Origin of the sequence: Tatumella sp. JGM94 (assembly GCF_018257595.1) — a bacterium.
GTDB classification, from domain to species: Bacteria; Pseudomonadota; Gammaproteobacteria; order Enterobacterales; family Enterobacteriaceae; genus Tatumella; species Tatumella punctata.
Window position 1 is genome coordinate 45,936 of the sequence record NZ_JAERJN010000016.1, and the last position, 26,539, is coordinate 72,474.

Below are 26,539 nucleotides of genomic sequence, written 5' to 3' on the forward strand. Positions count from 1 at the left end.
CCTTTACTGATGCAGGAGCAATACAGGAAAGTGGCAGAAATGTCCGGTTTTCCATTGTTGCCTCCGGGCGAAGATGCGTGCGCCGTTCTGGCATTCAGTGATTTTGTAGCAGAAAGCCTGCTGCAGCATCCGGACTGGTGGCGGCGACTGCAACAATATCCGCCCGCACCTGATGAATGGCAACAGTATCGGTTATGGCTGGCTGAGTGGCTGGAAGGTGCCGACAGTGAGGCTGCAGTTATGCAGGCCTTACGTCATTTCCGACGTTATATGATGGTCAGAATCGCCTGGATGCAATCGCTGTCGGTGGCGACGACCCGGCAAAGCCTGTTACAGCTGAGTGAACTGGCGGAAGTATTAATTATTGCCGCACGTGACTGGGTTTACCGGCAATGCTGTCTCGAATGGGGAACCCCCTGCAGCCATGAAGGTGTCGAACAGCCATTATATATTCTGGGTATGGGGAAGCTGGGTGGCCGTGAACTGAACTTCTCTTCGGATATTGATTTAATCTTCGCCTGGCCTGCCGCGGGAACCACCCGCGGCGGAAGGCGGCAACTGGATAACACCCTGTTTTTTACCCGTATGGGACAGCGGCTGATTAAACTGCTGGATCAGCAAACGCCGGAAGGTTTTGTCTATCGGGTGGATATGCGCCTTCGGCCTTTTGGCGACAGCGGGCCGCTGGTGATGAGTTTTGCTGCACTGGAGGATTATTACCAGGAGCAGGGGCGTGACTGGGAACGTTACGCCATGGTAAAGGCTCGTATCCTGGGACAGTCGGATAATGAGGGATATCAGGAACTGCAGCAGATGCTGCGGCCTTTTGTCTACCGGCGTTATATTGATTTTAGTGTGATCCAGTCATTACGTACCATGAAAGGGATGATTGCCCGCGAAGTACGTCGTCGTGGCCTGACCGATAATATTAAACTCGGTGCCGGAGGGATCCGCGAATGTGAATTTATCGTTCAGGTATTTCAGCTAATCCGTGGCGGACGTGAGCGTTCACTTCAGCAACGTTCCTGGCTGGCAGCGCTTGATTCTGTCGCCAGTCTGGGCTTGCTGCCCGGCCAGCAAGTGACCCGGTTAAGCGATGCCTATCTCTGGATGCGGCGGCTGGAAAACCTGTTGCAAAGTATTAATGATCAGCAAACCCAGACCCTGCCTTCCGATACTCTGTACCGGCAACGGCTGTCATGGGCGATGGGTGAACAGGACTGGTCTGGCCTGTGTACTACCCTGGCTCAGCATATGGAAAATGTGCGTACTATTTTCGATGAATTAATCGGGGAGGATGTCCCGGGGGCCGCAGAACAGAGTGAACTGAGTGATTACAGTGAATTGTGGCTCGGGGATTATCATGCCGGGGAATTACAGCCCCTGACACCCGGACTTGATGATCAACAGCGGAAGCGGCTGCTGAAACAGTTGCATGATTTCCGGCAGGACGTCGCGCGCCGGACTATCGGGCCGCGTGGCCGGCAGGCTCTCGATCAGCTGATGCCCCGTTTGCTGGCTGAGCTCTGTGGCGGCCCGCAGGCCGATGAAACGCTGCACCGTTTGATTCCGCTACTGAGCGGAGTGCTTACCCGCAGCACTTATCTGGAACTGCTGACAGAGTATCCCGGTGCATTGTCGCATCTGATCCGGCTGTGTGCTGCTTCACCAATGGTCGCGGATCAGCTGGCTCGTTACCCGTTGTTGCTGGATGAGTTGCTGGATCCTGCCACCCTGTATCATCCGCCGGCTATCGATGCTTACCGTGATGAGTTACGCCAGTACCTGATGCGTATTCCGGCAGATGATGAAGAACAACAACTGGAAGCATTACGTCAGTTTAAGCAAACTCAGCAGTTACATATTGCTGCAGCTGATATAGCCAGAACGCTGCCGGTGATGAAAGTCAGTGATCATCTGACCTGGCTGGCGGAAGCTATTCTGGAAATGGTGGTCCGCCAGGCATGGAATATGATGGTTGCCCGTTACGGGCGGCCCTGCCATCTGAGTGATCCGCAGCAGTACGGTTTTGCAGTCGTGGGGTATGGCAAACTGGGTGGGCTGGAACTGGGGTACAGCTCAGATCTTGACCTGGTTTTTTTGCATGATTGCCCCGAAGATTCTTCGACTGACGGGCCACGTAGCATCGACAGTCGCCAGTTTTATCTGCGTCTGACACAGCGCATTATGCATCTGTTCAGCACCCGTACTGCCTCCGGTATTTTATATGAAGTGGATGCCAGACTTCGTCCGTCAGGTGCGGCTGGGATGCTGGTCAGTACTTTCAGTGCATTCCACCAGTATCAGCGTGAAGAGGCCTGGACCTGGGAACATCAGGCCCTGGTGCGGGCACGGATTGTCTTTGGTGAACCGGCCCTGGCGGAGCGTTTTAACGCTATCCGTCGTGATATTCTCTGTCTGCCAAGACAGGCACAAACACTGCAAAAAGAAGTCCGGGAAATGCGCGAAAAAATGCGTCAGCATCTGGGGAATAAACATAAGGGGCGCTGGGACATTAAGGCTGACAGTGGCGGTATCACTGATATTGAATTTATCGCCCAGTATCTGGTGCTCAGTCATGCATCCCGTCAGCCTGAACTGGCCCGCTGGCCGGATAATGTGCGGATCTTTGAGGCGATGGCCGCTGCCGGTATTATGCAGGAAGAAGAAGCGGCACAATTGACGGCCACCTATGTCACTTTACGGGATGCCTTGCACCAGCTGGCATTGCAATCTCTGCCTGCTGCGGTTGCTGCGGATTTATACTCAGTACAACGGCAGACAGTCAGCCAGAGCTGGCATCACTGGCTGGCACAGTCACCCGTATAAAGCAGCGCAACTTTTCCGTCTGTCTGTTGCCATAGTTAAGATTTATTTTCAGGGCAGGTAACCCGGCCCGCCGATTTGGTTTGCAGATAACAGCTACCTGCGGGTGTTTATGTTATTATCGGCAAAATTTTTTAGTCTGGTTTACACGCTCTGGAGTCTCTGGAATGAAAGTAACGCTGCCTGATTTTGGCCGTGCGGGTGTATTGGTGATTGGTGACGTTATGTTAGATCGTTACTGGTATGGACCGACACAACGAATATCTCCTGAAGCCCCGGTACCTGTGGTTAAAGTAGAAACGATAGAAGAGCGGCCTGGCGGTGCGGCCAACGTCGCAATGAACATTGCCGCGCTCGGAACGGCTTCACAAATTATCGGGTTAACCGGTGCCGATGACGCTGCAGCCACCCTGTCCCGCACCCTGGAAAAAGTGCATGTCGGGTGTAATTTTGTCCCGGTAAGCACGCATCCGACGATCACTAAATTACGTATTCTGTCGCGTAATCAGCAGTTAATTCGTCTCGATTTTGAAGAAGGGTTTGAAAATATTGACCCTGAGCCGATTAATCAGCGGATGCGGGAAACCGTCGGTAAAGTCGGAGCAGTGGTGCTTTCCGATTATGCCAAAGGTGCCTTATCTGATGTACAGACGCTGATCCGTCTTGCCCGCGATGCCGGGGTTCCTGTATTGATTGACCCGAAAGGCACTGATTTTGAGCGCTATCGCGGCGCCACACTGCTGACACCTAATCTGTCCGAATTCGAAGCTGTGGCCGGTAAATGCCGTAATGTCGATGATATCATTGAGCGGGGGATGGCGCTGGTGGCGGATTATGAATTATCCGCTTTACTGGTCACCCGTTCAGAACATGGTATGACCTTATTACAACCAGGGAAAGATCCTGTGCATTTACCGACCCTGGCACAGGAAGTTTATGATGTTACCGGAGCCGGAGATACGGTGATAGGGGTGCTGGCAGCATCGCTGGCAGCCGGTTGCTCTCTGGAAGATGCCTGTTTCCTGGCGAATGCCGGTGCCGGCGTGGTCGTCGGAAAACTGGGTACTTCGACAGTCAGTCCTGTTGAGCTGGAAAATGCAATTCATGCCCGTCCGGACAGCGGCTTTGGTGTGATGAATGAGCAGCAACTGAAGTCTGTGGTCGAACAGGCCCGTGCCCGTGGTGAAAAAGTCGTCATGACGAACGGCGTATTCGACATTCTGCATGCCGGTCATGTTTCTTATCTGGCAAATGCCCGTAACCTCGGCGACCGGCTGATTGTTGCGGTGAACAGTGATGCTTCGACCCGCCGTCTGAAAGGAAGCAGTCGTCCGGTGAATCCGCTGATTAACCGCATGACGGTTCTGGGGGCACTGGAAGCTGTAGACTGGGTGGTTTCCTTTGAAGAAGATACTCCGCAGCGTCTGATCGGCGAAATTTTACCGGATTTGCTGGTCAAAGGCGGTGACTATAAGCCGGAAGATGTTGCCGGGGGAAAAGAGGTTGTGGCGAACGGCGGAGAGGTGCGTATTCTTAATTTTGAAGACGGTATCTCGACAACCAATATCATCAGGACCATTACCAGCCGTCAGTCCTGATCGTTCAGCAACAAGATACGGGGACCACAGGTCCCCGTATCTCTGTACTAGGCGTCAGTCTCTGACGGTTTTTGTTCTGTGGCCGGTACCGAAGCTGCTGCTTCCAGGGCATTCAGCCGGAGCTCCAGCGCTGCCAGTTTTTCACGGGTGCGCAGCAATACCTGAGTCTGCACATCAAACTCTTCGCGGTTAACCAAATCCATACGGCCAAGCTGGGCCTGTAGTACCTGACGGATTTTCTTCTCGACGTCACCGCCTAAATTGCGGATCCCTTGTGGCATCGCATCCTGTACCTGGCGGGCGAGTTGTTCAATTTTCTTAGCATCAATCATGACAGATTCCTGTGGTGGTCGCCCTGAAGCGAATGAGGCGCCGCCGCTGGCCGCCTCCTGAATAAGACAAGTGTAATCCCTCAGCCGTCAACGGGAAACCTATAAATTAAACCGCAGTAATGGTTAATAACTTTTAGCCGTCCGGTGATTGCCGTTTTTTACAATAGGGGATATAGTGAATTTGCTTATTCTCAGGGCGGGGCGAAACTCCCCACCGGCGGTAAATCAGTTTTCACTGAAAGCCCGCGAGCGCTTCAGCCTGTGGCTGAAGGTCAGCAGATCCGGTGTAATTCCGGGGCCGACGGTTATAGTCCGGATGGGAGAGGGTAACGATATCTGACGGACCTGACCGGTTCTTACCGTTATTTTTTGTCTTGCTGACATTCCTCCTAAGCTGCCCTGGTTCTGGTAACATTTATAACTAAAGGGTTTTTACCATGAATCAGACACTTCTTTCTGAATTTGGCACGCCTGAACAGCGTGTGGAACGTGCATTTTCCGCACTGCGTGAACGACGCGGGGTGATGGTGCTGGACGATGAAGATCGTGAAAACGAAGCAGATATGATCTTCGCCGCCGAAACCATGACCGTGGAGCAGATGGCGCTGACCATCCGTCATGGCAGTGGCATTGTATGTCTGTGCATGACCGAACAGCGTCGTCGTCAGCTTGATCTGCCGATGATGGTAGAAAACAATACCAGTGCTTATGGTACCGGCTTTACAGTAACCATTGAAGCGGTTCAGGGCGTAACGACCGGTGTATCGGCCAGGGATCGTATCACAACTATAGGTGCTGCCATTGCGGACGATGCACAGCCTTCCGATTTGAATCGTCCCGGCCATGTCTTCCCGTTGCGTGCCCGTGAAGGCGGTGTACTGACCCGTGGCGGACACACAGAAGCAACTATTGATCTGGTGCGTCTGGCCGGTTTTAAACCGATGGGTGTACTTTGTGAACTGACCAATGATGACGGTACGATGGCGCGGGCACCGGAAGCGATCGCTTTTGCGAAACAGCATGATATGCCGGTAGTGACTATCGAAGATCTGATTGCATGGCGGCAGCAACACGATAATCGTCAGGCAGTCTGAGACCCTGTACTGCAGTAGCATACCATCAAAAAAGCTGACCGGAGTGTCAGCTTTTTTATTATAACCAATTGATTGTTCTTCGTATTATTTCATTCAAATTCTCTGAATATGATCATCATTATCCCCCGCGTGTGTTCCTGATAAAAAAGCGTATGTTGGTATGTATTAGAAAGCTGATTTGCGGAGTTTATTTATGACAGGTTCACGTATGCCGGCTGTATTCCTCGGCCATGGCAGCCCGATGAATGTGCTGGAAGATAATCGTTATACTCAATGCTGGCAGGCGCTGGGGGAAGCATTACCACGACCGACCGCCATTGTTGCCATTTCTGCTCACTGGTATACCCGTGGAACGGCGGTAACTGCAATGGCGGAGCCACGGACGATCCATGACTTCGGTGGATTCCCTCAGGCATTATTTGATACCCGTTACCCGGCGCCGGGTTCACCGGCCCTTGCGGCACAGGTTGCCGAATTATTAGCGCCGGTGCCGGTAACGCTGGATCAGGAATGGGGACTGGACCACGGGTCATGGGGAGTACTGATAAAAATGTATCCGGACGCATCCATTCCGGTTGTGCAGCTCAGTATTGACGGGACTCAGCCAGCCGAATATCACTTTGCTCTCGGTCAGAAACTGGCCGCCCTGCGTGAACAGGGCGTCATGATTGTGGCCAGCGGTAATGTGGTGCATAACCTGCGTAAAGTACGCTGGGAAGGCGGATCCGGGGCTTATCCCTGGGCTGAATCATTTAATAATTTTGTGCGGGAAAATCTGCACTGGCAGGGCGACAGGGCACAGCATCCGTTAGTTAACTTTATGCAACATGAGGGCGCGGTGTTGTCTAATCCTTCCCCTGAACACTATCTGCCCTTGTTGTATGTGCTGGGGGCGGTATTACCGGGCGATAAAATTTCAATACCGGTCGATGGTATTGAAATGGGGTCACTGAGTATGTTGTCGGTGCTGGCTGACTCATGAATGATAAAATCAGGGGCAGCAAACGCGCCCCTGATAGCTGTTTCAGCCGGTAAAACAGTGCGGATAGAAGCGTGACAGGTCCTGGGTAATCAGTTGCTTATCTTCACGCAGTCCTATACCGGCAGGCTGGTCATCGATTAGCCAGCTGCCAATCACCGTATGATTACCGTCAAACTCGGGTAACGGATGATATTGCTGGATAATGGTGCCTTCTTCACCGTAAGGCCCGTCGGCACTGGCTATCTCACGGCCCTGATCGATAATCCGGATATTCGAGCCTTCGCGGGAAAATAGCGGTTTAATAACATATTTCTCCGGCAACGGCGGGTTATCTTCGGAAAACCATGCCGGCAACAGATTAGGGTGGCCGGGAAACATTTCCCAGAGTAATGGCAGGATGGCTTTATTTGAGATAATGCTTTTCCATGCCGGTTCCAGCCAGCGAACCCCGGCATCGGCCAGTTTCATTGAGAAAGATTCCCTGAACATAAATTCCCAGGGGTAGAGTTTGAACAGATTACTGATCACCTGATCCTGAAGATCAGTAAACTGCCCTTTTTCACCGAGGCCGATATCATCAATATACAGAAATTCGTTTGGCAGCCCGGCCTCACTGGCACAGTCCTGTAAATACTGAACTGTGGCCCGATCTTCGCTGCTGTGCTGGCAGCAACTCAGATGCAGGCTATTGAAGCCAGAATGTTGCTGTAGCTGACGGAATCGGTCGATCAGTTTTTCCTGAAGACTGTTAAACTGATCACAGCCTGCCGGTAGCTGCCCGGCAGCCATTTGATCCTCCAGCCAGATCCACTGAAAAAAAGCCGCTTCATATAAGGAAGTGGGAGTGTCTGCGTTATTTTCCAGTAACTTAGCATCACCGCTGCCGCCCCAGGCGAGATCCAGTCGTGAGTAAAGTGACGGTTGCCGGTTGTGCCAGGACTCGCGGACAAAATCACGGACATGTTTCGGGATCCGGAACTTATCCAGTAACTGTTCACTGGCGATGACGCGCTCTGCGGCCTGTAAGCACATCTGGTGCAATTCAGCGGTGACGTCTTCCAGATATTCGACCTGTGGCAGGGTAAAGCGGTAATAGGCATCTTCACTCCAGTAAGGTTCTCCGTACAGGGTGTGAAAATTAAAACCATACTCTTCGGCTTTACTGCGCCAGTCCGGACGTTCAGTTATGGGCAGGCGTTGCATAATACAGTTTATCCTCCGAAAGAACGGGTACTGCGCGTTGTGGCAGGGCTGCGGCTGGCCGGGCTGGCAGCATTACGCTGCATTGTATTCTGGCGGGCAACCGACTCACCAAAACCACCACGGGTAATGGTCGATGTGGTGGCCGGTTTGGGGGCCATCGCACTTTTTGGCACTGTCGCGGTACGGCCGCCGGTGGCAGGCCCATAAGATTTTCCTGAGGCATCAACAAATTGGCCGTTGGCCGGGCTGGCGGCATTACGCGGTGTAAACAGTGGCTGAGACATACCGCCGCCCATCATCCGTCCCATCATATAACCTGCCATCAGTGGCATCCAGAAACTGCCACTTTGCTGAGGCTCTGCTGCGGTTGATGCCTGTGCCGGTGCCTTCTGGCACTGATTTTCGCCGAACTCCGCCACGCAGTCTTCACGGCTGGCATACTTTGGTGCTGTGCGGGCTGCTTCTTTCACCGCATTATTATAAGCCGAATCACACTGTGCCTGCTGGCCGGGGTTTGCTTTACTGCATTGATCGGCATTCATATACATAGAGACATTTTCATCTTTTTGTTCGCAGCCGCTAAGCATAAAAACTGCCGAAATAGCGACTGCGACCGGCGTCAGATGACGCGCCTGCCAGCTTTTACGGAATGCTGCATGGCGGATATTTTTTGTCCGTTTCATTTTATTTTTCCATAGCCCAAAGGTCAGGCCTAAGGATAGGGGAAGGGCGGTTAAAAATGAAGCTGGGAGGCTGATGCTGAGGGGATCTTTACGTTGTTATACGTTTGCCGGGGCGAGGATCCCCGGCAAATACAGACTACTGACGGAAAGGGTTACCACTGTGACGCGGGGTGGCTGGTTTCCTTTCTGCTGCCGGTGTTGCTGTTACCGGAGCGTTATTGCCATCGGCTTCCGCAACCTGCTGCGGATTTTCCGGAGCAACAATATCCGGAGAGGTTGGTACTTCCGGGCCGAGCTGAGCGTTTAAGGCGCCGAGATCCTGCTCATTCAGGGTACCTAATGCATATTTAATATTCAGCTGATTAATCAGGTAGCTATAACGTGCATCTGCCAATTGCTGGCGTGCATTGTACAGGGTGGTGGTTGCATCCAGTACATCAACGATAGTCCTGGTGCCGACCTGGTAGCCGGCTTCCATGGCATCGAGGGAACTTTTCGCCGAAACCACTGCCTGTTTATAAGCATTGATGCTGCTGATTGATGCATTCACGTTGTTAAACGATGACCGGACAGTCTGAACCGCAGAACGGTGTGCGCTTTCCAGTTTCTCGCTGGCGCTGACAAAGCTGAATTCCGCTTGTTTGACCTGAGAGGTCACAGAGCCACCGCTATATAACGGAATAGACAAGCTCAGACCAATCTGGTTAGACCCGGAAATGGAATCCTGGTTAGAACTGGTAGTATGAGCACGGCTGCCGCCATATTTGCTGTTGGATAAGCCGGTCGATGCCGTCAGACCAAGGGTTGGCATATGTCCGGTTTCAGCATATTTAATTTGTTCGCGAGCTAAATCCTGCGACAGACGGGCAGACAACAATGACAGGTTATGATTGTCGGCTTGTTTCAGCAGTGAATTAACGTTTTCCGGTTTTTCGGTTCTGAAGCGTTCCGTATTGACGGAAGCCAGTGCATTGTAATCATTACCTGTCACCTGACGTAATTTCTCGACCATATTATCAAGATTATTACGAGCTGTGACTTCACTTGCCAGCACCGTATCGTATTGCGCCCGGGCGTTTTGTACGTCAGTAATCGCTACCAGACCGACATTAAAACGCTGGGTGGTCTGATCTAATTCACGATAGATAGACTGTTTCTGTGCTTCAGTATAAGACAGGGTATCAATCGCATTCAGTACATTAAAATAGGCAGTTGCAGTATTCAGAATCAGTTCCTGTTGCGCTACCTGATAGGTAACATCCTGAATACCTGCTGTTTTTTCCTGTAATGTCAGGGCGCGCCATTTAGACATATCAAAGATTGTCTGGGTAAGCTGTAACGATGCGCTGGTGGTATTTGAATGAATACCGCTGTTATCCCGGTAACCGCTATTGAAAGCGTAATCTCCGCCCAGACCTAACTGAGGTAACAGCGGGCTGCGTGATTCATTGATTTTTTCAAACGCGGCATCACGATCGGCGGCAGCACTGCGCAGGTCCGGATTCGAAGTACGGGCCTGTTGATACACCTGGAGCAAATCTTCGGCCTGGCTAAGTTGTGAAAAGCCGGCAAAACTCAGGCTAATGATAACTGGGAGCAATTTTTTCATTTGCATTCCTTGTATTGCAGCGAAATTGCATAAATGGTGCTGTCGGGAGCCAAAAAATAATCAGCGATTCTATCAGAGTACGATGGCATGTTAAGTTGGCTGAACGTGCCATCTGCGTCAGAACACGCGAAATAATAGCCGAAATTCTCCACCATCTGATGTCACAATTGCAGTATATAACTTTACGTCAGCTTGTCATTATACCTTGTCAGGAGTGAAGCGATGCCGGGTCAAAAATCATCACCTGTTATTTTCGGGCGCAGCGATGTAGAAATTATTACAAGGGAAAGTGTCTATAAAGGTTTTTTTTCATTAATTAAGTACCGGTTTCGCCATCGTTTGTTCAGCGGTGAAATGAGCCGCGTGGTAGAACGGGAAGTGCTGGAACGCGGCAATGCGGTAGTATTAATGCTCTATGATGTTTCACGTGACCAGCTGGTTATGATCGAGCAGATACGTATCCCTGCCTATGAGAACTCTGCAACGCCATGGCTGCTGGAAATGGTGGCGGGTATGATCAAGCCGGGAGAGTCAGATGAAGAGGTTGCACGGCGCGAAGCCCGGGAAGAAACAGGATTAGCCGTAGGCCGGATCGAACCTGTGTTAAATTATCTGTCGAGTCCCGGGGGAACCAGCGAACGTATTGCGGTGATGGTCGGGGAAGTGGATGCCAGCCAGGCAAAAGGATGTCACGGGCTGGAGGAAGAGAATGAGGATATTCTTGTCCGGGTGGTCAGCCGGGAGCAGGCTTACCGCTGGGTTGAAGAGGGGATTATTGATAATGCAGCTTCAGTGATTGCTGTGCAATGGCTTGAACTGCACCACAAACGACTTAAAGACCAATGGAAAACCACATGAAACAACGTTATACCCCCGATTTTCCGCAAATGATGCGTCTTAATGAGACTAACTATGCTCAGTTGCGGCGTCTGTTACCCCGCAATGATCGACAGGGCGAGACTATCACCTACCAGATTAAGGGGGCCAGATATCGTCTGACAATAGAAGAATCAACACGTTATACCACTGTCGTTAATATCAGTCAGATAGCACCTGCAGTAAGTTACTGGAGTCTGCCTGCGATGTCTGTCAGACTTTATCATGATGCGATGGTTGCGGAAGTGTGTTCGACGCAACAGATCTATCGTTTTAAAGCACGCTATGATTATCCGAATAAAAAATTACATCAGCGTGACGAAAAGCATCAGATAAACCAGTTTCTTGCCGAATGGCTGCGTTATTGCCTTATTTATGGCGCAATGGCCGAAGCCGTATATTAAAGAATAATGGTGTGCTCACTAAGGATTTGCCTTGGATAGTGTGTTAATACCCGGGATTGCCGATACCGCGCGGATTAAAGTACTGCAAATAACCGATACGCATTTGTTTAAGGGAAAAGATGAATCACTGCTTGGTGTGAACACCTGGTCGGGTTATCAGGCAGTACTGGATGCGGTGATTGCAGGACAGGAGCAATATGATCTGATTATTGCTACCGGCGATTTGTCGCAGGATCACTCCGCAGAAGCCTATCAGCACTTTGCCGAAGGTATTCTGCGTCTACCGGCCCCCTGTGTCTGGCTGCCGGGAAACCATGATTTCCAGCCGGCAATGTATGAGACTCTGGCAAAGGCCGGTATCAGTCAGTCCAAACGGGTACTGCTTGGGGAACGCTGGCAGATATTGTTACTCGACAGCCAGGTTTATGGTGTCCCCCACGGTATGCTCAGTGAGTTTCAGCTGGAGTGGCTGGAAAATGCGCTGGCAACCGCTGCTGAACGGGATACGGTTATCTTGTTACATCATCATCCTGTGCCTTCTGGCTGTGCCTGGCTCGACCAACACAACTTACGTAATTCTCATCAGCTGGACAGTATTCTGCAAAAGTACCCGCGGGCAGCGACCTTGCTGTGTGGTCATATTCATCAGGAAATGGATGAATTATGGCAGGGGCGCAGAGTACTGGCGACGCCTTCCACCTGTGTTCAGTTTAAACCGCACTGCTCAGGGTTTACGATTGATGCACTCGCGCCCGGCTGGCGCTGGCTGACGTTAATGCCGGACGGCACTCTTGAGACAGCGGTGTGCCGGCTGGATACCACGGAGTTTCTTCCTGATCTGGAATCTGAAGGGTATTAATTAATGTCCACTCTGCTCTATTTGCACGGTTTTAACAGTTCTCCGCACTCGGCAAAAGCCACGCAGTTGCTACAGTGGATGCAGCGGCATTACCCACATATAACGATGATTATCCCGCAGTTACCTGACTGTCCGGACCAGGCCGCAGCAATGCTGGAAACGCTGGTGACAGATTATGCCGGCCAGCCGTTGGGAATTGTTGGTTCTTCACTCGGGGGCTATTACGCCACCTGGCTGTCACAACGCTTTACGCTGCCGGCCGTTGTGATAAATCCTGCGACCCGGCCTTTTGAACTACTGGAAGACTTTCTGGGTGAAAACCGGAACCCGTACACCGGTCAGCATTATGTGTTAGAGTCTCGCCATATCTATGATCTGAAGGCTATGTATATTGATCCCCTGATATCACCGGACCTGATCTGGTTGTTATTACAGACCGGAGATGAGGTTCTTGACTATCGTCAGGCCCTGCAATACTACGCCGCCTGCCGGCAAACCGTCGAAGCGGGCGGGGATCATGCCTTCACCGGATTTAACCGATACTTTCAACAGCTGATTGATTTCCTGGCTATCGCCGGCGACTAGTCTCACTGCTGTCTGAGCAAATTCAAGAACAAACGAAAAGAGAACGATGACTCAATCAAGTTATAACGCGGATGCTATTGAGGTACTGACCGGGCTTGAGCCTGTCCGTCGGCGGCCCGGCATGTATACGGATACCACGCGTCCTAACCATCTTGGGCAGGAAGTAATCGATAACAGTATCGATGAAGCACTGGCCGGACATGCCAAACGTGTTGAAGTAATTTTGCATGCCGATCAGTCACTGGAAGTGATTGATGATGGACGGGGAATGCCGGTCGATATTCACCCTGAAGAAGGGGTTCCGGCTATCGAACTGATTTTCTGTCGTCTGCATGCGGGAGGAAAGTTTTCCAACAAAAACTACCAGTTCTCCGGCGGATTGCACGGGGTGGGGATTTCGGTAGTGAACGCCCTGTCAACGCGGGTGGATGTTGCCGTTCGCCGTGGTGGTGAAGTCTATGAAATGGCTTTTGAGAACGGTGAAAAAGTAGAAGATTTACGGGTTACCGGTACCGTGGGCCGGCGTAATAGTGGTACCCGGGTGCGTTTCTGGCCCGATGCCTCATTTTTCGACAGCCCGCGCTTTTCTGTATCACGTCTGGCACATCTGCTGAAAGCAAAAGCTGTCCTCTGTCCCGGCGTGGAAATTATTTTCCGTGATAAAAGTAACAACACTGAACAGCGCTGGTGCTACCAGGACGGACTGACCGACTATCTGAAAGAAGCGGTCGACGGACTGGTAACTTTACCGGAACAGCCATTCGTCGGCAGCTTCTCCGGAGAGACCGAAGCGGCAGACTGGGCACTGTTGTGGCTGCCGGAAGGGGGAGAGTTACTGACTGAAAGTTATGTCAACCTGATCCCGACCATGCAGGGCGGGACTCATGTTAATGGTCTGCGTCAGGGCCTGCTGGATGCGATGCGCACCTTCTGTGAATACCGCAATATTCTGCCCCGCGGCGTCAAATTGTCTGCAGAAGATATCTGGGATCGTTGTGCCTATGTATTATCGGTAAAAATGCAGGATCCTCAGTTTGCCGGACAGACCAAAGAACGTCTCTCCTCGCGACAGACAGCGGCTTTTGTCTCGGCCGTGGTAAAAGATGCTTTTAGTCTGTGGCTGAACCAGAATGTTCAGCTGGCTGAACAGCTGGCTGAAATGGCCATCGCCAGTGCTCAGCGGCGCATGCGAGCCGCAAAAAAAGTAGTACGTAAAAAAATTACCAGTGGTCCGGCACTGCCAGGAAAACTGGCCGATTGTACCGCTCAGGATCTGAACCGGACCGAATTATTCCTGGTGGAAGGTGACTCTGCGGGTGGCTCGGCTAAACAGGCCCGTGACCGTGAGTATCAGGCAATTATGCCGCTGAAAGGGAAGATACTGAATACCTGGGAAGTCTCTTCTGATGAAGTGCTTGCCTCTCAGGAAGTACATGATATTTCGGTTGCTATTGGTATCGATCCGGACAGTGAAGATCTTAGCCTGTTGCGCTACGGTAAAATCTGTATCCTGGCCGATGCAGACTCCGACGGACTGCATATCGCGACCCTGCTATGTGCACTGTTTGTCCGCCATTTCCGTGCACTGGTGAAAGGGGGACATGTGTATGTCGCGATGCCGCCTCTTTACCGTGTCGATCTCGGAAAAGAAGTCTATTACGCTCTGGATGAAGATGAAAAAGCCGGGGTTTTAGAACAACTGAAACGTAAACGCGGCAAAGTTAATGTGCAGCGCTTTAAAGGGCTGGGTGAGATGAACCCGATGCAGTTAAGGGAAACCACTCTCGATCCCAATACCCGCCGTCTGGTACAACTGACAGTCGATGACGACGATGTTGACGAAACCCTGAAAGTGATGGATATGCTGCTGGCAAAAAAACGCGCTGAAGATCGTCGTAACTGGCTGCAGGAACGCGGCGATAAAGTGGATATCGAGGTCTGATTATTTTCCGGCAGACAGCCTGCCGGATATTTGTTGCACCCGGTCAGCCGGCTCAGCGGCACCGACTGGCCGGTGATAACAGTTACAAAGAAGTTAACTTCCTTTTGGAACGTTCAGGATCGGGTGCCAGGGTAATAAATACCACCGACAGCATGATCAGTAACGACCCTGTCCATTCAGCTATCCCGAAAGAGACTCCTAACAGTAATACCGACAGCAAGGCACTGCTGAGAGGTTCCGCGCAACTCAGTACGCTGGCGTTCTGGCTACCGGTCAGAAAGGCACCTTTAAGAAATAAACTAAAAGTTAATGCGGTGCCGATCAGTACCAGGAAACCCATTGCCGACCAGCCGGCAGTATCCAGCTGGTGTAAATTCAGACCCGGCAGATAAAAGGGCATTAACGAACATCCGGCAATTAACATACTTATCCCGACCACCGGCAGGGTACCAAACTGGCGGATCAGTCCCGAGGAGTAGGAGGAGTTAAAAGCCGCGGCACAGGCAGAAATCAGCCCCCATACCAGCCCTGTGACCGAAAGTTGCAATGACGTCAGGTGCCCGTGGGTTGCCATCAGCAGAGTGCCGGCCAGTGATGTCAGTACTGCGAGACAAATAACGGCTCCGGGTAAACGTTTTCTGGCTATCATGTTGTATAGCACCAGCACAACCGGTGCCAGAAATTGCAAAACTGTCGCAGTTGCGGCGTTAGTTTTCTCGATAGTCATCAGAAAAGACAGCTGTACCATCAGGGTTCCGAACAGGCTGAAAATAATAAGTTTCAACAGGGCCTGGCGTTGCCGGAACATTGCTAAAGGGTGATTCCCTTGCAGAACACCCAGTATACTGAGCAATAACCCTGCGGCAATCAGGCGGATCATGGTTATGCCACCGGCACTGAACAGATAATTTTCGAATAAGTATTGGGCAGCAACACCTGAGCTTCCCCAGAGGGTTGCCGCGAGTAATACCAGATAAATTCCCTGACGAGATGTATTCATTAGTCCCCTAAAGAGTGTTAAGAATGGAACGGCGGATTCTGATGCATAAGACTCAGTGAAAAGCAGAAGTGTATAGAAGATAGAATAAAATTTGCTTCTTTTTTGTCGCTGTTTTTTTACAAATTATTATAGTGACCATGATAAACAGGTATTTTGTGCGGCCTTGCTGGTATCAGGCTGCTGGCAGGTGGCACACTGGCGGTGATTACCTGATACGCTCAGGCGTTGCCGGAAAAGAATAATGAAAGTCACACTTGAAGATATGCGCATCTGGATAGCGGTAGTGGATAGCGGGTCGATTACCGCGGCGGCAGATCAACTGACGATGACCGTATCTTCGGTCAGTCGTTCACTCAGCCGGCTGGAAAATAAGCTGGATACCACACTGATGCAACGCACCACGCGGCGGATGGCCCTGACCCCGGAGGGCAGCCTGTTTTTACAACGAGCCAGGAAAATCCTGGCCGCAATGGCCTCAGCAGAAGAGGAGCTGGCTGTACGCCGGGAAACGCCCTCAGGCCGGCTGCGTATCAATACGGCACCTTCGTTTATGCAGCATATTATCGTCCCCTTACTCGGAGAATTCCTCGGGCGCTATCCGCAGATTGAGCCGGAACTGACGACCGATGATTTGCCGATTGATCTGCTGGAACAACAGACAGATATTGCGATCCGCATGGGAACCCTGCCCGACTCCGGGATCCATGCCCGGATTCTGGGCTACAGTCCGTTACGTTTGTTTGCCAGCCCCGGCTATCTGCAGCGTTACGGAACGCCTGAACACAGTGAGCAGCTTTCCGTCCATCGTACGCTGGGTTTCACTCAGCCTCTGGTACATAACCACTGGCCGCTGTTTAATGCCCGCCAGGAATTTATGCAGATAACCCCGACGCTGCGGGCATCGAGTGGTGAGACAATCTTACAACTGGCGATAGCCGGCCAGGGGATTGCCCGGTTATCTGACTTTGCATCGGCAGCAGCGGTGAACGAAGGCAAACTGGTACCGATTCTCGGGCAGGAAATTCAGAGTATGTTATTGCCGGTACATGCGGTGTATTACCGCAACACGGCACTGGCGGTTCGTATTCGCTGTTTCCTCGATTATCTGCAACAGGCCGTGACAGAACACGGCCTGTTACTGGCACCGGGATATCCCGGTAAGCATTAACCGAATATTTGCTGCAGGTGCTGTTGGTAATTTTCAATATACAGCGGCACCTGAGGATCTTTAATTACATCATTACAGATAAAGGTTGGCAGGCCACTCATCCCCAGAAACTGGAATGCTTTATGGGTATGAAGATAGACACCGTCCACGCCACTGCCCTCAAAGAACTGCTGTGGATCGGTAAAGGCCTGTAACGGCGCATTCCAGGTCAGTGACAGCATATATTTTTTCCCCTGCAGTAATCCGCCGGAACCATATTTCTTTTCACTGTCTGCACGGGTACGGCCGTCACTGGCATATAAGCGGCCATGACCATAGGTGAACACTTCATCGATATATTTTTTCACGGTCCAGGGCTCTCCCATCCACCAGCCGGGCATTTGCAGGATCACCACATCATTGCGGACAAATTTCTCGATCTCGGCCTCAATATCGTACGGCTGATCGACACGGGTAACCGATACCTCGTGGCCCAGACGACGTAGTTCCGCGGCGCCCTGCTCACTGAGCGTGTGGTTCAGGCGTCCGGCGGAATGACCAAATGTGGTGCCTCCGTCAATAATCAGGATGTTACTCATCGTTTTTTCCTCTTAACTGGTCTCTGTATATTGTTAACTGCCGGCAGATAAAAAAAAATGGTTGGCTGAGCATAATACTTTTGCAGAGACTGCAATAATCGGTGGATGCCGTCACAGATCCGCAGGTCAGTAACCCCCTGAAGATCTGCCGGGAAAAAATACAAAAAGTAATGCCTGATCCTGTGGCCGGTATTCAGAGATGAGTACGACTGATGTTTTAACCCTCATTCGCGGCACAAGGCTTGGTAGCCGCGTAACGCCCCTGTGACTAACTACGGCGAATAAGGTACTATCCCCGCCAGATAACCGCCACCGACGAGTGTCTGGCTGGCCGCGAAGTGAGGATTGATTAACAATGAGTGACATGACCCGGGACGGTGCAGAACGTCTTGCATTGCACAAATTTACCGAAAATGCCTATCTGAACTACTCCATGTACGTGATCATGGACAGGGCATTACCCTATATCGGGGACGGCTTAAAACCGGTTCAGCGGCGTATTATTTATGCAATGTCTGAGCTGGGATTAAATGCCAGCGCAAAATTTAAGAAATCGGCCCGTACGGTCGGTGATGTTCTGGGTAAATATCATCCGCACGGTGACAGTGCCTGCTATGAAGCGATGGTATTAATGGCGCAGCCTTTCTCTTACCGTTATCCGCTGGTGGATGGCCAGGGAAACTGGGGTGCGCCGGATGATCCGAAATCCTTTGCTGCCATGCGTTATACGGAATCCCGCTTATCAAAATATGCCGAGCTGTTACTTGGTGAGCTGGGACAGGGCACTGTCGATTATGTCGCTAACTTTGACGGGACGCTGCAGGAGCCGAAAATGCTGCCTGCCCGCTTACCGAATATTCTGTTAAACGGTACGACCGGAATTGCCGTCGGGATGGCAACGGATATTCCGCCACACAATTTACGTGAAGTTGCCGATGCTGCCATAACACTGATTGATAAGCCAGCAACCACCCTGGATCAATTGCTGGATATTGTTCAGGGCCCGGATTTCCCGACAGACGCGGAAATTATTACCCCGCGCAGTGAGATTCGAAAAATCTATGCCAGCGGGCGTGGCAGTGTGCGGCAGCGTGCCGTATGGAAAAAAGAAGACGGTGAACTGATTATCACTGCGCTGCCTCATCAGGTATCCGGTGCGCGGGTGATGGAACAGATCGCCGCCCAGATGCGTAATAAAAAACTGCCTATGGTAGAGGATCTGCGTGATGAGTCTGATCACGAAAATCCGACCCGGCTAGTGATTGTGCCGCGTTCCAACCGGGTTGACGCTGAACCGCTGATGAATCACCTGTTTGCCACCACGGATCTGGAAAAAAGTTATCGTATTAACCTGAATATGATCGGCCTGGATAACCGTCCTGCGGTAAAAAATTTGCTGGAAATCCTCAGTGAATGGCTGGTCTATCGTCGTGATACGGTACGTAAACGTTTAAACTTCCGGCTGGATAAGGTGCTGAACCGTCTGCATATTCTTGAAGGGCTGCTGACTGCTTTCCTGAATATAGATGAAGTGATTGAAATTATTCGCAGCGAAGACCAGCCAAAAGCATTGCTGATGTCACGTTTTTCTATCAGCGATACTCAGGCTGAAGCGATCCTTGAACTGAAATTGCGTCATCTTGCCAGACTGGAAGAGATGAAAATCCGCACCGAGCAGGATGCGCTGGCCAAAGAACGTGATGAGCTACAGGCATTACTGGCTTCCGGACGGAAAATGGATACTCTGCTGAAGAAAGAATTGCAGGCGGACAGTAAAACCTATGGTGATGATCGCCGTTCACCGTTACGTGAACGTAGCGAAGCAAAAGCGATCAGCGAAACAGATTTGGTACCTTCTGAACCTGTGACCGTGGTGTTATCACAAATGGGTTGGGTACGCAGTGCCAAAGGGCATGATATTGATCCTGCCGGACTCAGTTATAAGGCCGGTGACAGCTACCTTGCATCCGCCAAAGGCAAAAGCAATCTGCCGGTGTCGTTTCTGGACTCCGCCGGCCGCAGTTATACCTTAGATCCGAACAGTCTGCCTTCGGCCCGTGGCCAGGGGGAACCCCTGACCGGGAAACTGACCCCGCCGCCGGGAGCAGTCGTCGAACATGTACTGATGGAAGCGGACGATCAACGGTTACTGATGGCCTCTGACGCCGGATACGGTTTTATCTGTACCTTTAACGATTTACAGTCGCGTAATCGTGCCGGTAAGGCTATGCTTTCGTTACCGAAAAATGCCAGAGTCATGACGCCACTGGCGGTTAATAACGATGAAGATCGGTTGATGGTGATTACGGCTGCCGGACGAATGCTGATGTTCCCGGTGAAAGACCTGCCTCAGTTATCGAAAGGTAAGGGTAACAAGATTATCTCCATTCCGGCCGCTGAAGCCGCTGCCGGCACCGATAAAGTCGTCTGGCTGTTATTACTGCCGCCACTGAGTGTGGTGACATTACATGTCGGTAAGCGAAAACTCACACTGCGTGAAGATGATTTACAAAAATTCAGAACCGAGCGCGGACGGCGCGGTACTTTGTTACCACGCGGGTTGCAGCGCATTGATCGTGTTGATATTGAAACACCTGCTGCGGATAACAATACCGCAGCAGCGACGGACTGAGAACGCTGCCGGCAGGTAACGCGGCGGCTAAAAAAACCGTTATACTTGCTGGCTGTTTATTGTTGTTCTGATGATCACTGCGGTGTGATAGCACCGGCAGTGAATGTTCTGTCTGCTTTTTAGCGAAAGAAGTAAAGCAGGCTGCTATTAAGAGGTTGTTATGCTGTTAATTTTGCGCGCTCTTATCGTTATTATCTATTCGGTTATTGTCTGTGTGTTTGGCTGTTTATGGTGTTGTTTCTCACCAAGGAACCCGCGCCATGTCGCGACTTTCGCGCATGCCTTTGGCCGCCTGAATAAAGTATTTGGTATCCGTGTTGAGCTGCGTAAACCCGAAGGTGCGGAAAACTTCGGTAATGCCATTTATATCGCAAACCATCAGAACAATTACGATATGGTAACGGCAGCAAATATGGTGCAGCCACCGACGGTCACTGTAGGGAAAAAAAGCCTGGCCTGGGTCCCGTTCTTCGGACAGTTATACTGGCTGACCGGGAATTTGCTGATCGACCGCGATAACCGGACCAAGGCCCATGATACGATCAACGATGTGGTGTCTCAGTTTAAAAAGAAACGGATCTCGTTCTGGATGTTTCCTGAAGGTACCCGCAGCCGCGGACGCGGGCTGCTTCCGTTTAAAACCGGTGCATTTCATGCTGCGCTGGCGGCCGGTGTTCCGGTGATCCCAATTGTGATCTCTGATACCCATAATAAGATAAAACTCAATCGCTGGCGCAACGGGCTGGTGATTGTTGAAATGTTACCTCCGGTAGATATCAAACAGTTTGAAGGTCAGTCGGCGCGTAAGCTGGCGACCCACTGCCGTGAACTGATGTCTGCGCGCCTTGATGAACTGAATAAAGAAGTGGCCCGCCGCACGCAGGAAAAATAACAGTATCGCCGCAGTCGGTATGGTCTGGCGGATAACGTTGATGGTTTGTCGTGAACTAACACCGGTGGTGTTATCAGTATAAGGTCAGGAGTATATGTCTTTTAACAGACGTCAGTTTCTTCAGTTATCTGCCGGTGCAGCGCTCGGCAGCACGGTACTGCCACGTGCAGCTCTGGCGGCTGATGCCGGTGAAAATGCACTGCCGGTACCACCGCTGCTGGAGTCACGTCGTGGCCAGCCACTGTTTCTGACTATGCAAGCCAGTCACTGGGCGTTTAACGGAACAACCAAAGCCCCCGTATGGGGGTTTAATGGTATTTACCTGGGCCCTACCGTGCGGGTACATAACGGTGATGATGTTAAGCTGATTTACAGTAACCGTCTGCCGGAACCGGTATCAATGACCGTCAGTGGCTTGCAGGTACAGGGTGCATTAAATGGTGGCGCACCGCGGCAGATTTCACCGAATGTTGACTGGGCGCCTGTCCTGCCGGTGCGTCAGCCCGCTGCGACCTGCTGGTATCATGCAGATACCCCCCGCCATATGGCACCTCATGTCTATAACGGTCTGGCCGGAATGTGGCTGATTGAAGACGATAACAGCAAGTCACTGGCACTGCCTAAGCACTATGGTGTTGATGACTTTCCGCTGATTATTCAGGATAAGCGACTGGATAACTTCGGCTCCCCGGTGTATGACAGCGGGGCTGAGCAGGGATTTTACGGCGATATTCTGCTGACCAACGGTATCCGCAGTCCGTACGTGAATGTGTCCCGTGGCTGGGTGCGGTTACGGTTGCTAAACGCTTCCAATGCCCGTCGTTACCAGCTACAACTCAGCGATGATCGTCCATTCACCGTGATTGCCGGTGATCAGGGTTTTTTACCCGCGCCTGTGACCGTCCGCCAGTTGTCTCTGGCCCCCGGCGAGCGCCGTGAAGTACTGGTCGACTTATCCCAGGGAAATGATGTTTCTATCACCGCCGGTACCCCTGCGACCTTTATGGAACGTATTAAGGGTATTTTCCAGCCATCCTCCGTACTCACCTCGACTCTGGTGCTGACCCTGCGTCCTACCGGCTTATTACCGCTGGTCACCGATGGTTTGCCGACCGTTCTGGCAGCGATGTCACAAGCAGGTAATGTGACTGCCAGCCGTCAGATAACCTTAGAAAACTCTCCGGCGGGGATCAATGGCGTCGCCCGGGATACCCTGCGAATTGATACGGTGGTGCGCCAGGGCAGTACTGAACGCTGGACGGTACAGGCCGACAAGCCACAGGCATTTCATATTCAGGGGGCCATGTTTCTGATACGCAGTGTGAATGGTGCACTGCCAATGGCCGAAGATCGGGGCTGGAAGGATACCGTCTGGGTGGATGGCAGCGTCGAGTTACTGGTGACGTTCCCCTGCAGCTCGTCGGAACATTTTCCGTTTGTTTACTACAGCCAGAATCTTGAGCTGGCGGATGGTGGTTGCGCAGGTCAGCTGATGGTACAGCAGGCGATAAATTAGCGGTACTTTGCCTCTGTTTATCGGGAAGATGAAATTGTCTCAGGGATAATGCTGTACCTCCGGGGGCATCGACGGGCGTTTTTACAGATAGTCAGTCGCTGTCCGCACTGTATAAACATTCGGGCTCAGTGAGCGGGGGGACAGAGAAAATGATCAGCCCTGAAAAAAGTAATATGCTGATACACCGCCTATGGAAGGACATAGCCCTGATTAACGGATGGAGTAGCGATGACAACTGTTCAGTTAGCCCCTTCACAACCGGAAGCGCGACCGCAGGTCACCGTATGCCAGGCGGATGAATATCAGGAACTGGCCGATATTTTTATTGAAATGAATTGCTGGCATTACCCGGGTGTTGTGATAAATAAAGAAGAAATGACAGGTTATTTGCAACACCGGGTGTTGGCTCCTGGCTCCGGCACCGCAGTATATAAAGTGACGTTACAGAGGAACGTTGTTGCTTTTGCCTGTGTCTCTGTCATGTATCCGGCCCCGCGTTTTAGCGGACAAATGTTTATTAAGGAATTATTTGTTTCGGCGGCATACCGGCGGCAGGGGATCGGCAAACTGCTGATGCAGTTTATTGCCCGGCAAGCCTGCGAGCAAGAGTGCTACCGACTGGACTGGTTATCTTCGGCAACGGATAAAAAAGTGCAGGCTTTTTATCAGGCTGCTGGCGGGCAGGTCATCGAAGGGATGAATTATCATCGTCTCTTTGGTGATGATTTGTCTGTACTGGCGCAGGGACGGTAGTGGGCACGGCAGGCCGTTCCCTGGCCTGCGTTTATCAGACTTTATTAAAATTATCAGGATCCGGGCCGAGACGCTGGCCGGCATCAAGCGCTGCCAGAGCCGTTAACTCTTCTTTTTCCAGTCTGAAATCAAATACCGCAAAGTTTTCTGCGATACGTGTATCAGTGACAGATTTTGGTATCACTACCAGGCCGTTATCAATATGCCAGCGGATAACGATTTGTGCGGGAGTCTTTGCATATTTTTCTGCCAGCGCGCGGATCTGCGGCTGGTCGAAAACCCCTTTTCCGCCTTGTGCCAGCGGGCTCCAGGACTCAGTCTGAATATGGTGCAACCCGTTCCAGGCATGCAGCGGGCGTTGCTGAAACAGCGGATGCAGTTCAATCTGGTTAATAACAGGGGTTACGCCTGTCTCACGGATAATGGCCTGCAGATGTTGCTGCTGAAAATTACATACCCCGATACTTTTGATCAGTCCCTGCTGCTGTAATTCAATTAGCTGCTGCCAGGCGGCAATATAGTGATTATTTTGCGGGCAGGGCCAGTGAAGAAGATACAGGTCAATATAATCAAGCTGTAGTTTTTGCAGGCTGGTTTGCAGGGCTTCCGCGGCATGGAGTTGGTCTGTATTCCAGAGTTTGGTGGTAATAAACAGTTCTTCACGGGGAATATCAGAGTCCTGAATGGCCTGGCCGACCCCTGCTTCATTTTGATAAATAGCGGCAGTATCAATAGAGCGATAGCCGGTTTTCAGTGCATAGCTCACGGCCTGGCGGGTTTGATCGACCGTTGCCTGCCATACACCCAGTCCCAGTTGTGGCATCAGCCGGCCATCGTGTAATTTGATGAAAGGTTGTCCGGACATATTAGTTTCCTCCGTAGCAAAAAATTCGTCAGGTTATGCTAAATAAGGGTAAGTGTAGTACTGATCTTGGTGGCGGGCACCGGGAAAGGATAGCCGCCGTCTGGCCGGAGTGAGGGAGGGCACATCAGGCCGAAAACGGCCTGATGTGCAGGGGTCAGGCTGAGGTGTGGCGCTTTTTTTTCCACAGGAAAATCAGGCTGCCGCATAAACCACCGGCCAGCAGCAGCAATGGCAGCAGCATTAATACTGCCATCATCTGATCTTCATGCTGTTTAATAAAAGGAACATGGCTGATGCCATATCCCAGCGCGACCAGCAACAAAACCCACAGCAGGCCACTTAACCAGTTAAACAGCTGAAAGCGGAGGTGGCCTAATCCGGAAATCCCGGCCATCGTTGGCAGAATAGTGCGTATAAATGCCAGAAACCTGCCGGCCAGCAGAGCGACCAGCCCATGACGGTTAAACATCTGCCAGGCCCGCTGATGGTATTTTTCCGGAAGGTGTTTCAGCCACCCCTGAACCAGCCGGGTGTTCCCCAGCCAGCGCCCTTGTAAATAGCCAGCCCAGAATCCGAGGCTGGCGGCACAGGTCAGTATCAGCAGGGCAGGGATAAAACTCATAACGCCTTTGGCAATCATTGCCCCGGCCAGCAGTAGCAGGCTGTCGCCGGGTAAAAATGCCGCCGGTAATAATCCATTTTCCAGAAATAGCATGCAGAACATAACCGCGTAGACAACCCAGATCACCTGTGGATCCGCCAGTACAGCGAAATTCTGGTGCCATAACGCCCGGATTATCTCATGTAGAACACTCATTTATTATCCTGTTACCTGACTGTGGTCAGGCCGTAATGCAATACAGTCCCGGAAGACAGCATAACCCTATCAGTATTATTCCGGATGGCGTGCCAGCCGGTCAAAGCCATCAGTTAAATCACCGATTAAATCATCCACATTTTCCAGACCTATATGCAGACGTACCAGCGTACCGGGTAACAGGGGTTCTCCCTGCGGACGGATTGCGGCAATTTCCTGTGGCTGATTCGCCAGAATCAGCGATTCATAACCGCCCCAGGAGTACGCCATACTGAAATGCCGGAAGTTATCCAGGAAATCAGCCAGAGCTTCACGCGACAGCTGGCGACGCAAAATAAATGAAAACAGGCCGCTGCTGCCGGAAAAATCACGTTTCCAGAAATGGTGGCCCGGTGACTGGGGCAATGCCGGATGATTAACCCGCCAGACCTCTTCGCGTCCTGCCAGCCATTCGGCAACTTTAATACTGCTTTCTTCATGCTGGCGGAGCCTCACTGCCAGAGTCCGTAAGCCGCGCGATGTCATATAGGCAGTATCGGCATCCACCATTTGCCCCATCAGATATGAGTTTTCCCGCAGAGTATCCCAGCAACGGGCATTAGCGACCGCGGTCCCCACCATCGCATCTGAGTGGCCTATCAGGTATTTCGTGCCCGCCTGAATAGAAATATCAATACCGAAATCGAGCGCATTGAAAAGCACTCCGGCAGCCCAGGTATTATCCATCATAATAATGGCATCGGGCGCCTGCTGCCGGATAGCGGCGACTATTGCCGGGATATCCTGAACTTCCATGGTGATCGATGCCGGGGATTCCAGAAATACGATACGGGTATCCGGACGGACCCATTGGGTTATTTCACTGCCACAAGTGTGGGGGAAAAAAGTTGTTGATACATTGAGCTTGCGCAGTATGACATTGCAAAAATCGCGGGTAGGTTCATAAACTGAACCGCTCATCAGCACGTGATCACCGCTTTCGACAAACGCCAGAATGGCATTGGTTACCGCCGCGGCCCCGCAAGGGTATAACGCACAACCGGCACCATTTTCCAGTTCGGTCATAGCATCCTGTAACGAAAAGTGGGTCAGGGTACCACGCCGTCCATAAAACAGCTCTCCGCGGGTGCGTCCTGCGGTCGCCCGTTTTTTTTCGGCAACCGTATCAAAGACCAGTGAAGAAGCACGCTGAATGACACTATTTACTGCGCCCGCCGTATAACGTTTTTTTCTGCCAGCACTGATCAGACTGGTTTCCAGTTTTTTATCTGTTTTTTTATCTGTCATTGGTTCCTGCTCTGCCAAAAGAGTCCTGCATGACAAGT

The 26,539-nt window shown here is 51.6% G+C and carries 23 protein-coding genes and 1 riboswitch; of the genes, 14 read left to right on the top strand and 9 right to left on the bottom strand.

Going from position 1 to position 26,539, the window contains the following annotated elements:
- Nucleotides 1-39 precede the first annotated feature (39 nt).
- On the top strand, nucleotides 40-2,829 hold the full coding sequence (gene glnE / locus JK216_RS12390) for a bifunctional [glutamate--ammonia ligase]-adenylyl-L-tyrosine phosphorylase/[glutamate--ammonia-ligase] adenylyltransferase (protein ID WP_249213121.1): 2,790 nt from the start codon (nucleotides 40-42) through the stop codon (nucleotides 2,827-2,829).
- 164 nt (nucleotides 2,830-2,993) lie between these two features.
- A complete protein-coding gene (gene hldE, locus JK216_RS12395; protein WP_212708545.1) occupies nucleotides 2,994-4,424 on the top strand; it encodes a bifunctional D-glycero-beta-D-manno-heptose-7-phosphate kinase/D-glycero-beta-D-manno-heptose 1-phosphate adenylyltransferase HldE in 1,431 nt (476 codons plus the stop codon).
- A gap of 47 nt (nucleotides 4,425-4,471) precedes the next feature.
- Here hldE and JK216_RS12400 read toward each other — a convergent pair whose 3' ends face one another.
- Entirely contained in the window at nucleotides 4,472-4,756 is a 285-nt protein-coding gene (locus tag JK216_RS12400) for an accessory factor UbiK family protein (protein ID WP_212708544.1), read from the bottom strand.
- A 183-nt stretch (nucleotides 4,757-4,939) separates the two neighbouring features.
- Nucleotides 4,940-5,088, top strand: a riboswitch (FMN riboswitch).
- Between the two features lie 105 nt (nucleotides 5,089-5,193).
- Here JK216_RS12400 and ribB point away from each other — a divergent pair.
- On the top strand, nucleotides 5,194-5,850 hold the full coding sequence (ribB, locus tag JK216_RS12405) for a 3,4-dihydroxy-2-butanone-4-phosphate synthase (RefSeq protein WP_212708543.1): 657 nt from the start codon (nucleotides 5,194-5,196) through the stop codon (nucleotides 5,848-5,850).
- A 193-nt stretch (nucleotides 5,851-6,043) separates the two neighbouring features.
- On the top strand, nucleotides 6,044-6,832 hold the full coding sequence (gene ygiD / locus JK216_RS12410) for a 4,5-DOPA dioxygenase extradiol (protein ID WP_212710334.1): 789 nt from the start codon (nucleotides 6,044-6,046) through the stop codon (nucleotides 6,830-6,832).
- Nucleotides 6,833-6,874: 42 nt separating this feature from the next.
- Here ygiD and JK216_RS12415 read toward each other — a convergent pair whose 3' ends face one another.
- The 3 genes from JK216_RS12415 to tolC all read right to left on the bottom strand — a co-directional run bounded on the left by JK216_RS12415 (nucleotide 6,875) and on the right by tolC (nucleotide 10,327).
- Nucleotides 6,875-8,035: a glutathionylspermidine synthase family protein gene (locus JK216_RS12415; RefSeq protein ID WP_212711746.1), complete on the bottom strand. Its 1,161-nt coding sequence runs from the start codon at nucleotides 8,033-8,035 to the stop codon at nucleotides 6,875-6,877.
- Between the two features lie 8 nt (nucleotides 8,036-8,043).
- Nucleotides 8,044-8,718 carry a DUF1190 family protein gene (locus tag JK216_RS12420; RefSeq protein WP_212708540.1) on the bottom strand — a complete coding sequence of 225 codons (675 nt, stop codon included), beginning with the start codon at nucleotides 8,716-8,718 and terminating at the stop codon, nucleotides 8,044-8,046.
- 136 nt (nucleotides 8,719-8,854) lie between these two features.
- Nucleotides 8,855-10,327, bottom strand: coding sequence for an outer membrane channel protein TolC (gene tolC / locus JK216_RS12425; protein ID WP_212708539.1), 1,473 nt, complete (start codon nucleotides 10,325-10,327; stop codon nucleotides 8,855-8,857).
- A gap of 222 nt (nucleotides 10,328-10,549) precedes the next feature.
- Here tolC and nudF point away from each other — a divergent pair, with 222 nt between their 5' ends.
- From nudF to parE, 5 genes are read left to right on the top strand one after another with little or no spacing between them, the layout of a single operon-like run.
- On the top strand, nucleotides 10,550-11,185 hold the full coding sequence (gene nudF / locus JK216_RS12430) for an ADP-ribose diphosphatase (protein ID WP_212708538.1): 636 nt from the start codon (nucleotides 10,550-10,552) through the stop codon (nucleotides 11,183-11,185).
- Nucleotides 11,182-11,607, top strand: a complete 426-nt coding sequence (locus JK216_RS12435) for a DUF1249 family protein (RefSeq protein WP_212708537.1) — start codon at nucleotides 11,182-11,184, stop codon at nucleotides 11,605-11,607. Before nudF ends, JK216_RS12435 begins: the two co-directional genes overlap by 4 nt.
- A 31-nt stretch (nucleotides 11,608-11,638) precedes the next feature.
- Nucleotides 11,639-12,466: a 3',5'-cyclic-AMP phosphodiesterase gene (cpdA, locus tag JK216_RS12440; protein WP_212708536.1), complete on the top strand. Its 828-nt coding sequence runs from the start codon at nucleotides 11,639-11,641 to the stop codon at nucleotides 12,464-12,466.
- Nucleotides 12,467-12,469: 3 nt separating this feature from the next.
- Nucleotides 12,470-13,051: an esterase YqiA gene (gene yqiA, locus JK216_RS12445; RefSeq protein ID WP_212708535.1), complete on the top strand. Its 582-nt coding sequence runs from the start codon at nucleotides 12,470-12,472 to the stop codon at nucleotides 13,049-13,051.
- A 46-nt stretch (nucleotides 13,052-13,097) separates the two neighbouring features.
- Nucleotides 13,098-14,993: a DNA topoisomerase IV subunit B gene (gene parE / locus JK216_RS12450; protein WP_212711747.1), complete on the top strand. Its 1,896-nt coding sequence runs from the start codon at nucleotides 13,098-13,100 to the stop codon at nucleotides 14,991-14,993.
- A gap of 82 nt (nucleotides 14,994-15,075) precedes the next feature.
- On the opposite strand, the gene JK216_RS12455 is transcribed toward parE, so the two are convergent.
- Nucleotides 15,076-15,993, bottom strand: a complete 918-nt coding sequence (locus tag JK216_RS12455) for a DMT family transporter (RefSeq protein ID WP_212708533.1) — start codon at nucleotides 15,991-15,993, stop codon at nucleotides 15,076-15,078.
- Between the two features lie 241 nt (nucleotides 15,994-16,234).
- Here JK216_RS12455 and JK216_RS12460 point away from each other — a divergent pair, with 241 nt between their 5' ends.
- On the top strand, nucleotides 16,235-17,161 hold the full coding sequence (locus JK216_RS12460) for a LysR substrate-binding domain-containing protein (protein WP_212708532.1): 927 nt from the start codon (nucleotides 16,235-16,237) through the stop codon (nucleotides 17,159-17,161).
- Here the strand turns inward: JK216_RS12460 and JK216_RS12465 are convergent.
- Complete coding sequence (locus tag JK216_RS12465; RefSeq protein ID WP_212711748.1) at nucleotides 17,158-17,739, bottom strand: NAD(P)H-dependent oxidoreductase; 582 nt, start codon at nucleotides 17,737-17,739, stop codon at nucleotides 17,158-17,160. The genes JK216_RS12460 and JK216_RS12465 overlap by 4 nt on opposite strands.
- Nucleotides 17,740-18,094: 355 nt before the next feature.
- Between JK216_RS12465 and parC the strand changes: the two genes are divergently transcribed.
- The 4 genes from parC (at nucleotide 18,095) to JK216_RS12485 (ending at nucleotide 23,532) form a co-directional block, all read left to right on the top strand.
- Nucleotides 18,095-20,371 (top strand): DNA topoisomerase IV subunit A, encoded by a 2,277-nt coding sequence (gene parC, locus JK216_RS12470; protein WP_212708530.1) that lies wholly within the window; start codon nucleotides 18,095-18,097, stop codon nucleotides 20,369-20,371.
- A gap of 160 nt (nucleotides 20,372-20,531) precedes the next feature.
- Nucleotides 20,532-21,263: a 1-acylglycerol-3-phosphate O-acyltransferase gene (locus JK216_RS12475; RefSeq protein WP_212708529.1), complete on the top strand. Its 732-nt coding sequence runs from the start codon at nucleotides 20,532-20,534 to the stop codon at nucleotides 21,261-21,263.
- A 94-nt stretch (nucleotides 21,264-21,357) separates the two neighbouring features.
- Nucleotides 21,358-22,779: a cell division protein FtsP gene (gene ftsP, locus JK216_RS12480; protein WP_212708528.1), complete on the top strand. Its 1,422-nt coding sequence runs from the start codon at nucleotides 21,358-21,360 to the stop codon at nucleotides 22,777-22,779.
- Between the two features lie 228 nt (nucleotides 22,780-23,007).
- Complete coding sequence (locus JK216_RS12485) at nucleotides 23,008-23,532, top strand: GNAT family N-acetyltransferase (protein WP_212711749.1); 525 nt, start codon at nucleotides 23,008-23,010, stop codon at nucleotides 23,530-23,532.
- Between the two features lie 34 nt (nucleotides 23,533-23,566).
- Here JK216_RS12485 and dkgA read toward each other — a convergent pair whose 3' ends face one another.
- From dkgA to metC, 3 genes are all read right to left on the bottom strand, one after another.
- Nucleotides 23,567-24,397, bottom strand: a complete 831-nt coding sequence (gene dkgA, locus JK216_RS12490; RefSeq protein WP_212708525.1) for a 2,5-didehydrogluconate reductase DkgA — start codon at nucleotides 24,395-24,397, stop codon at nucleotides 23,567-23,569.
- Between the two features lie 154 nt (nucleotides 24,398-24,551).
- A complete protein-coding gene (locus JK216_RS12495) occupies nucleotides 24,552-25,214 on the bottom strand; it encodes a DedA family protein (RefSeq protein ID WP_212711750.1) in 663 nt (220 codons plus the stop codon).
- Between the two features lie 75 nt (nucleotides 25,215-25,289).
- Entirely contained in the window at nucleotides 25,290-26,501 is a 1,212-nt protein-coding gene (gene metC, locus JK216_RS12500; RefSeq protein WP_249213118.1) for a cystathionine beta-lyase, read from the bottom strand.
- Between the last annotated feature and the right edge of the window lie 38 nt (nucleotides 26,502-26,539).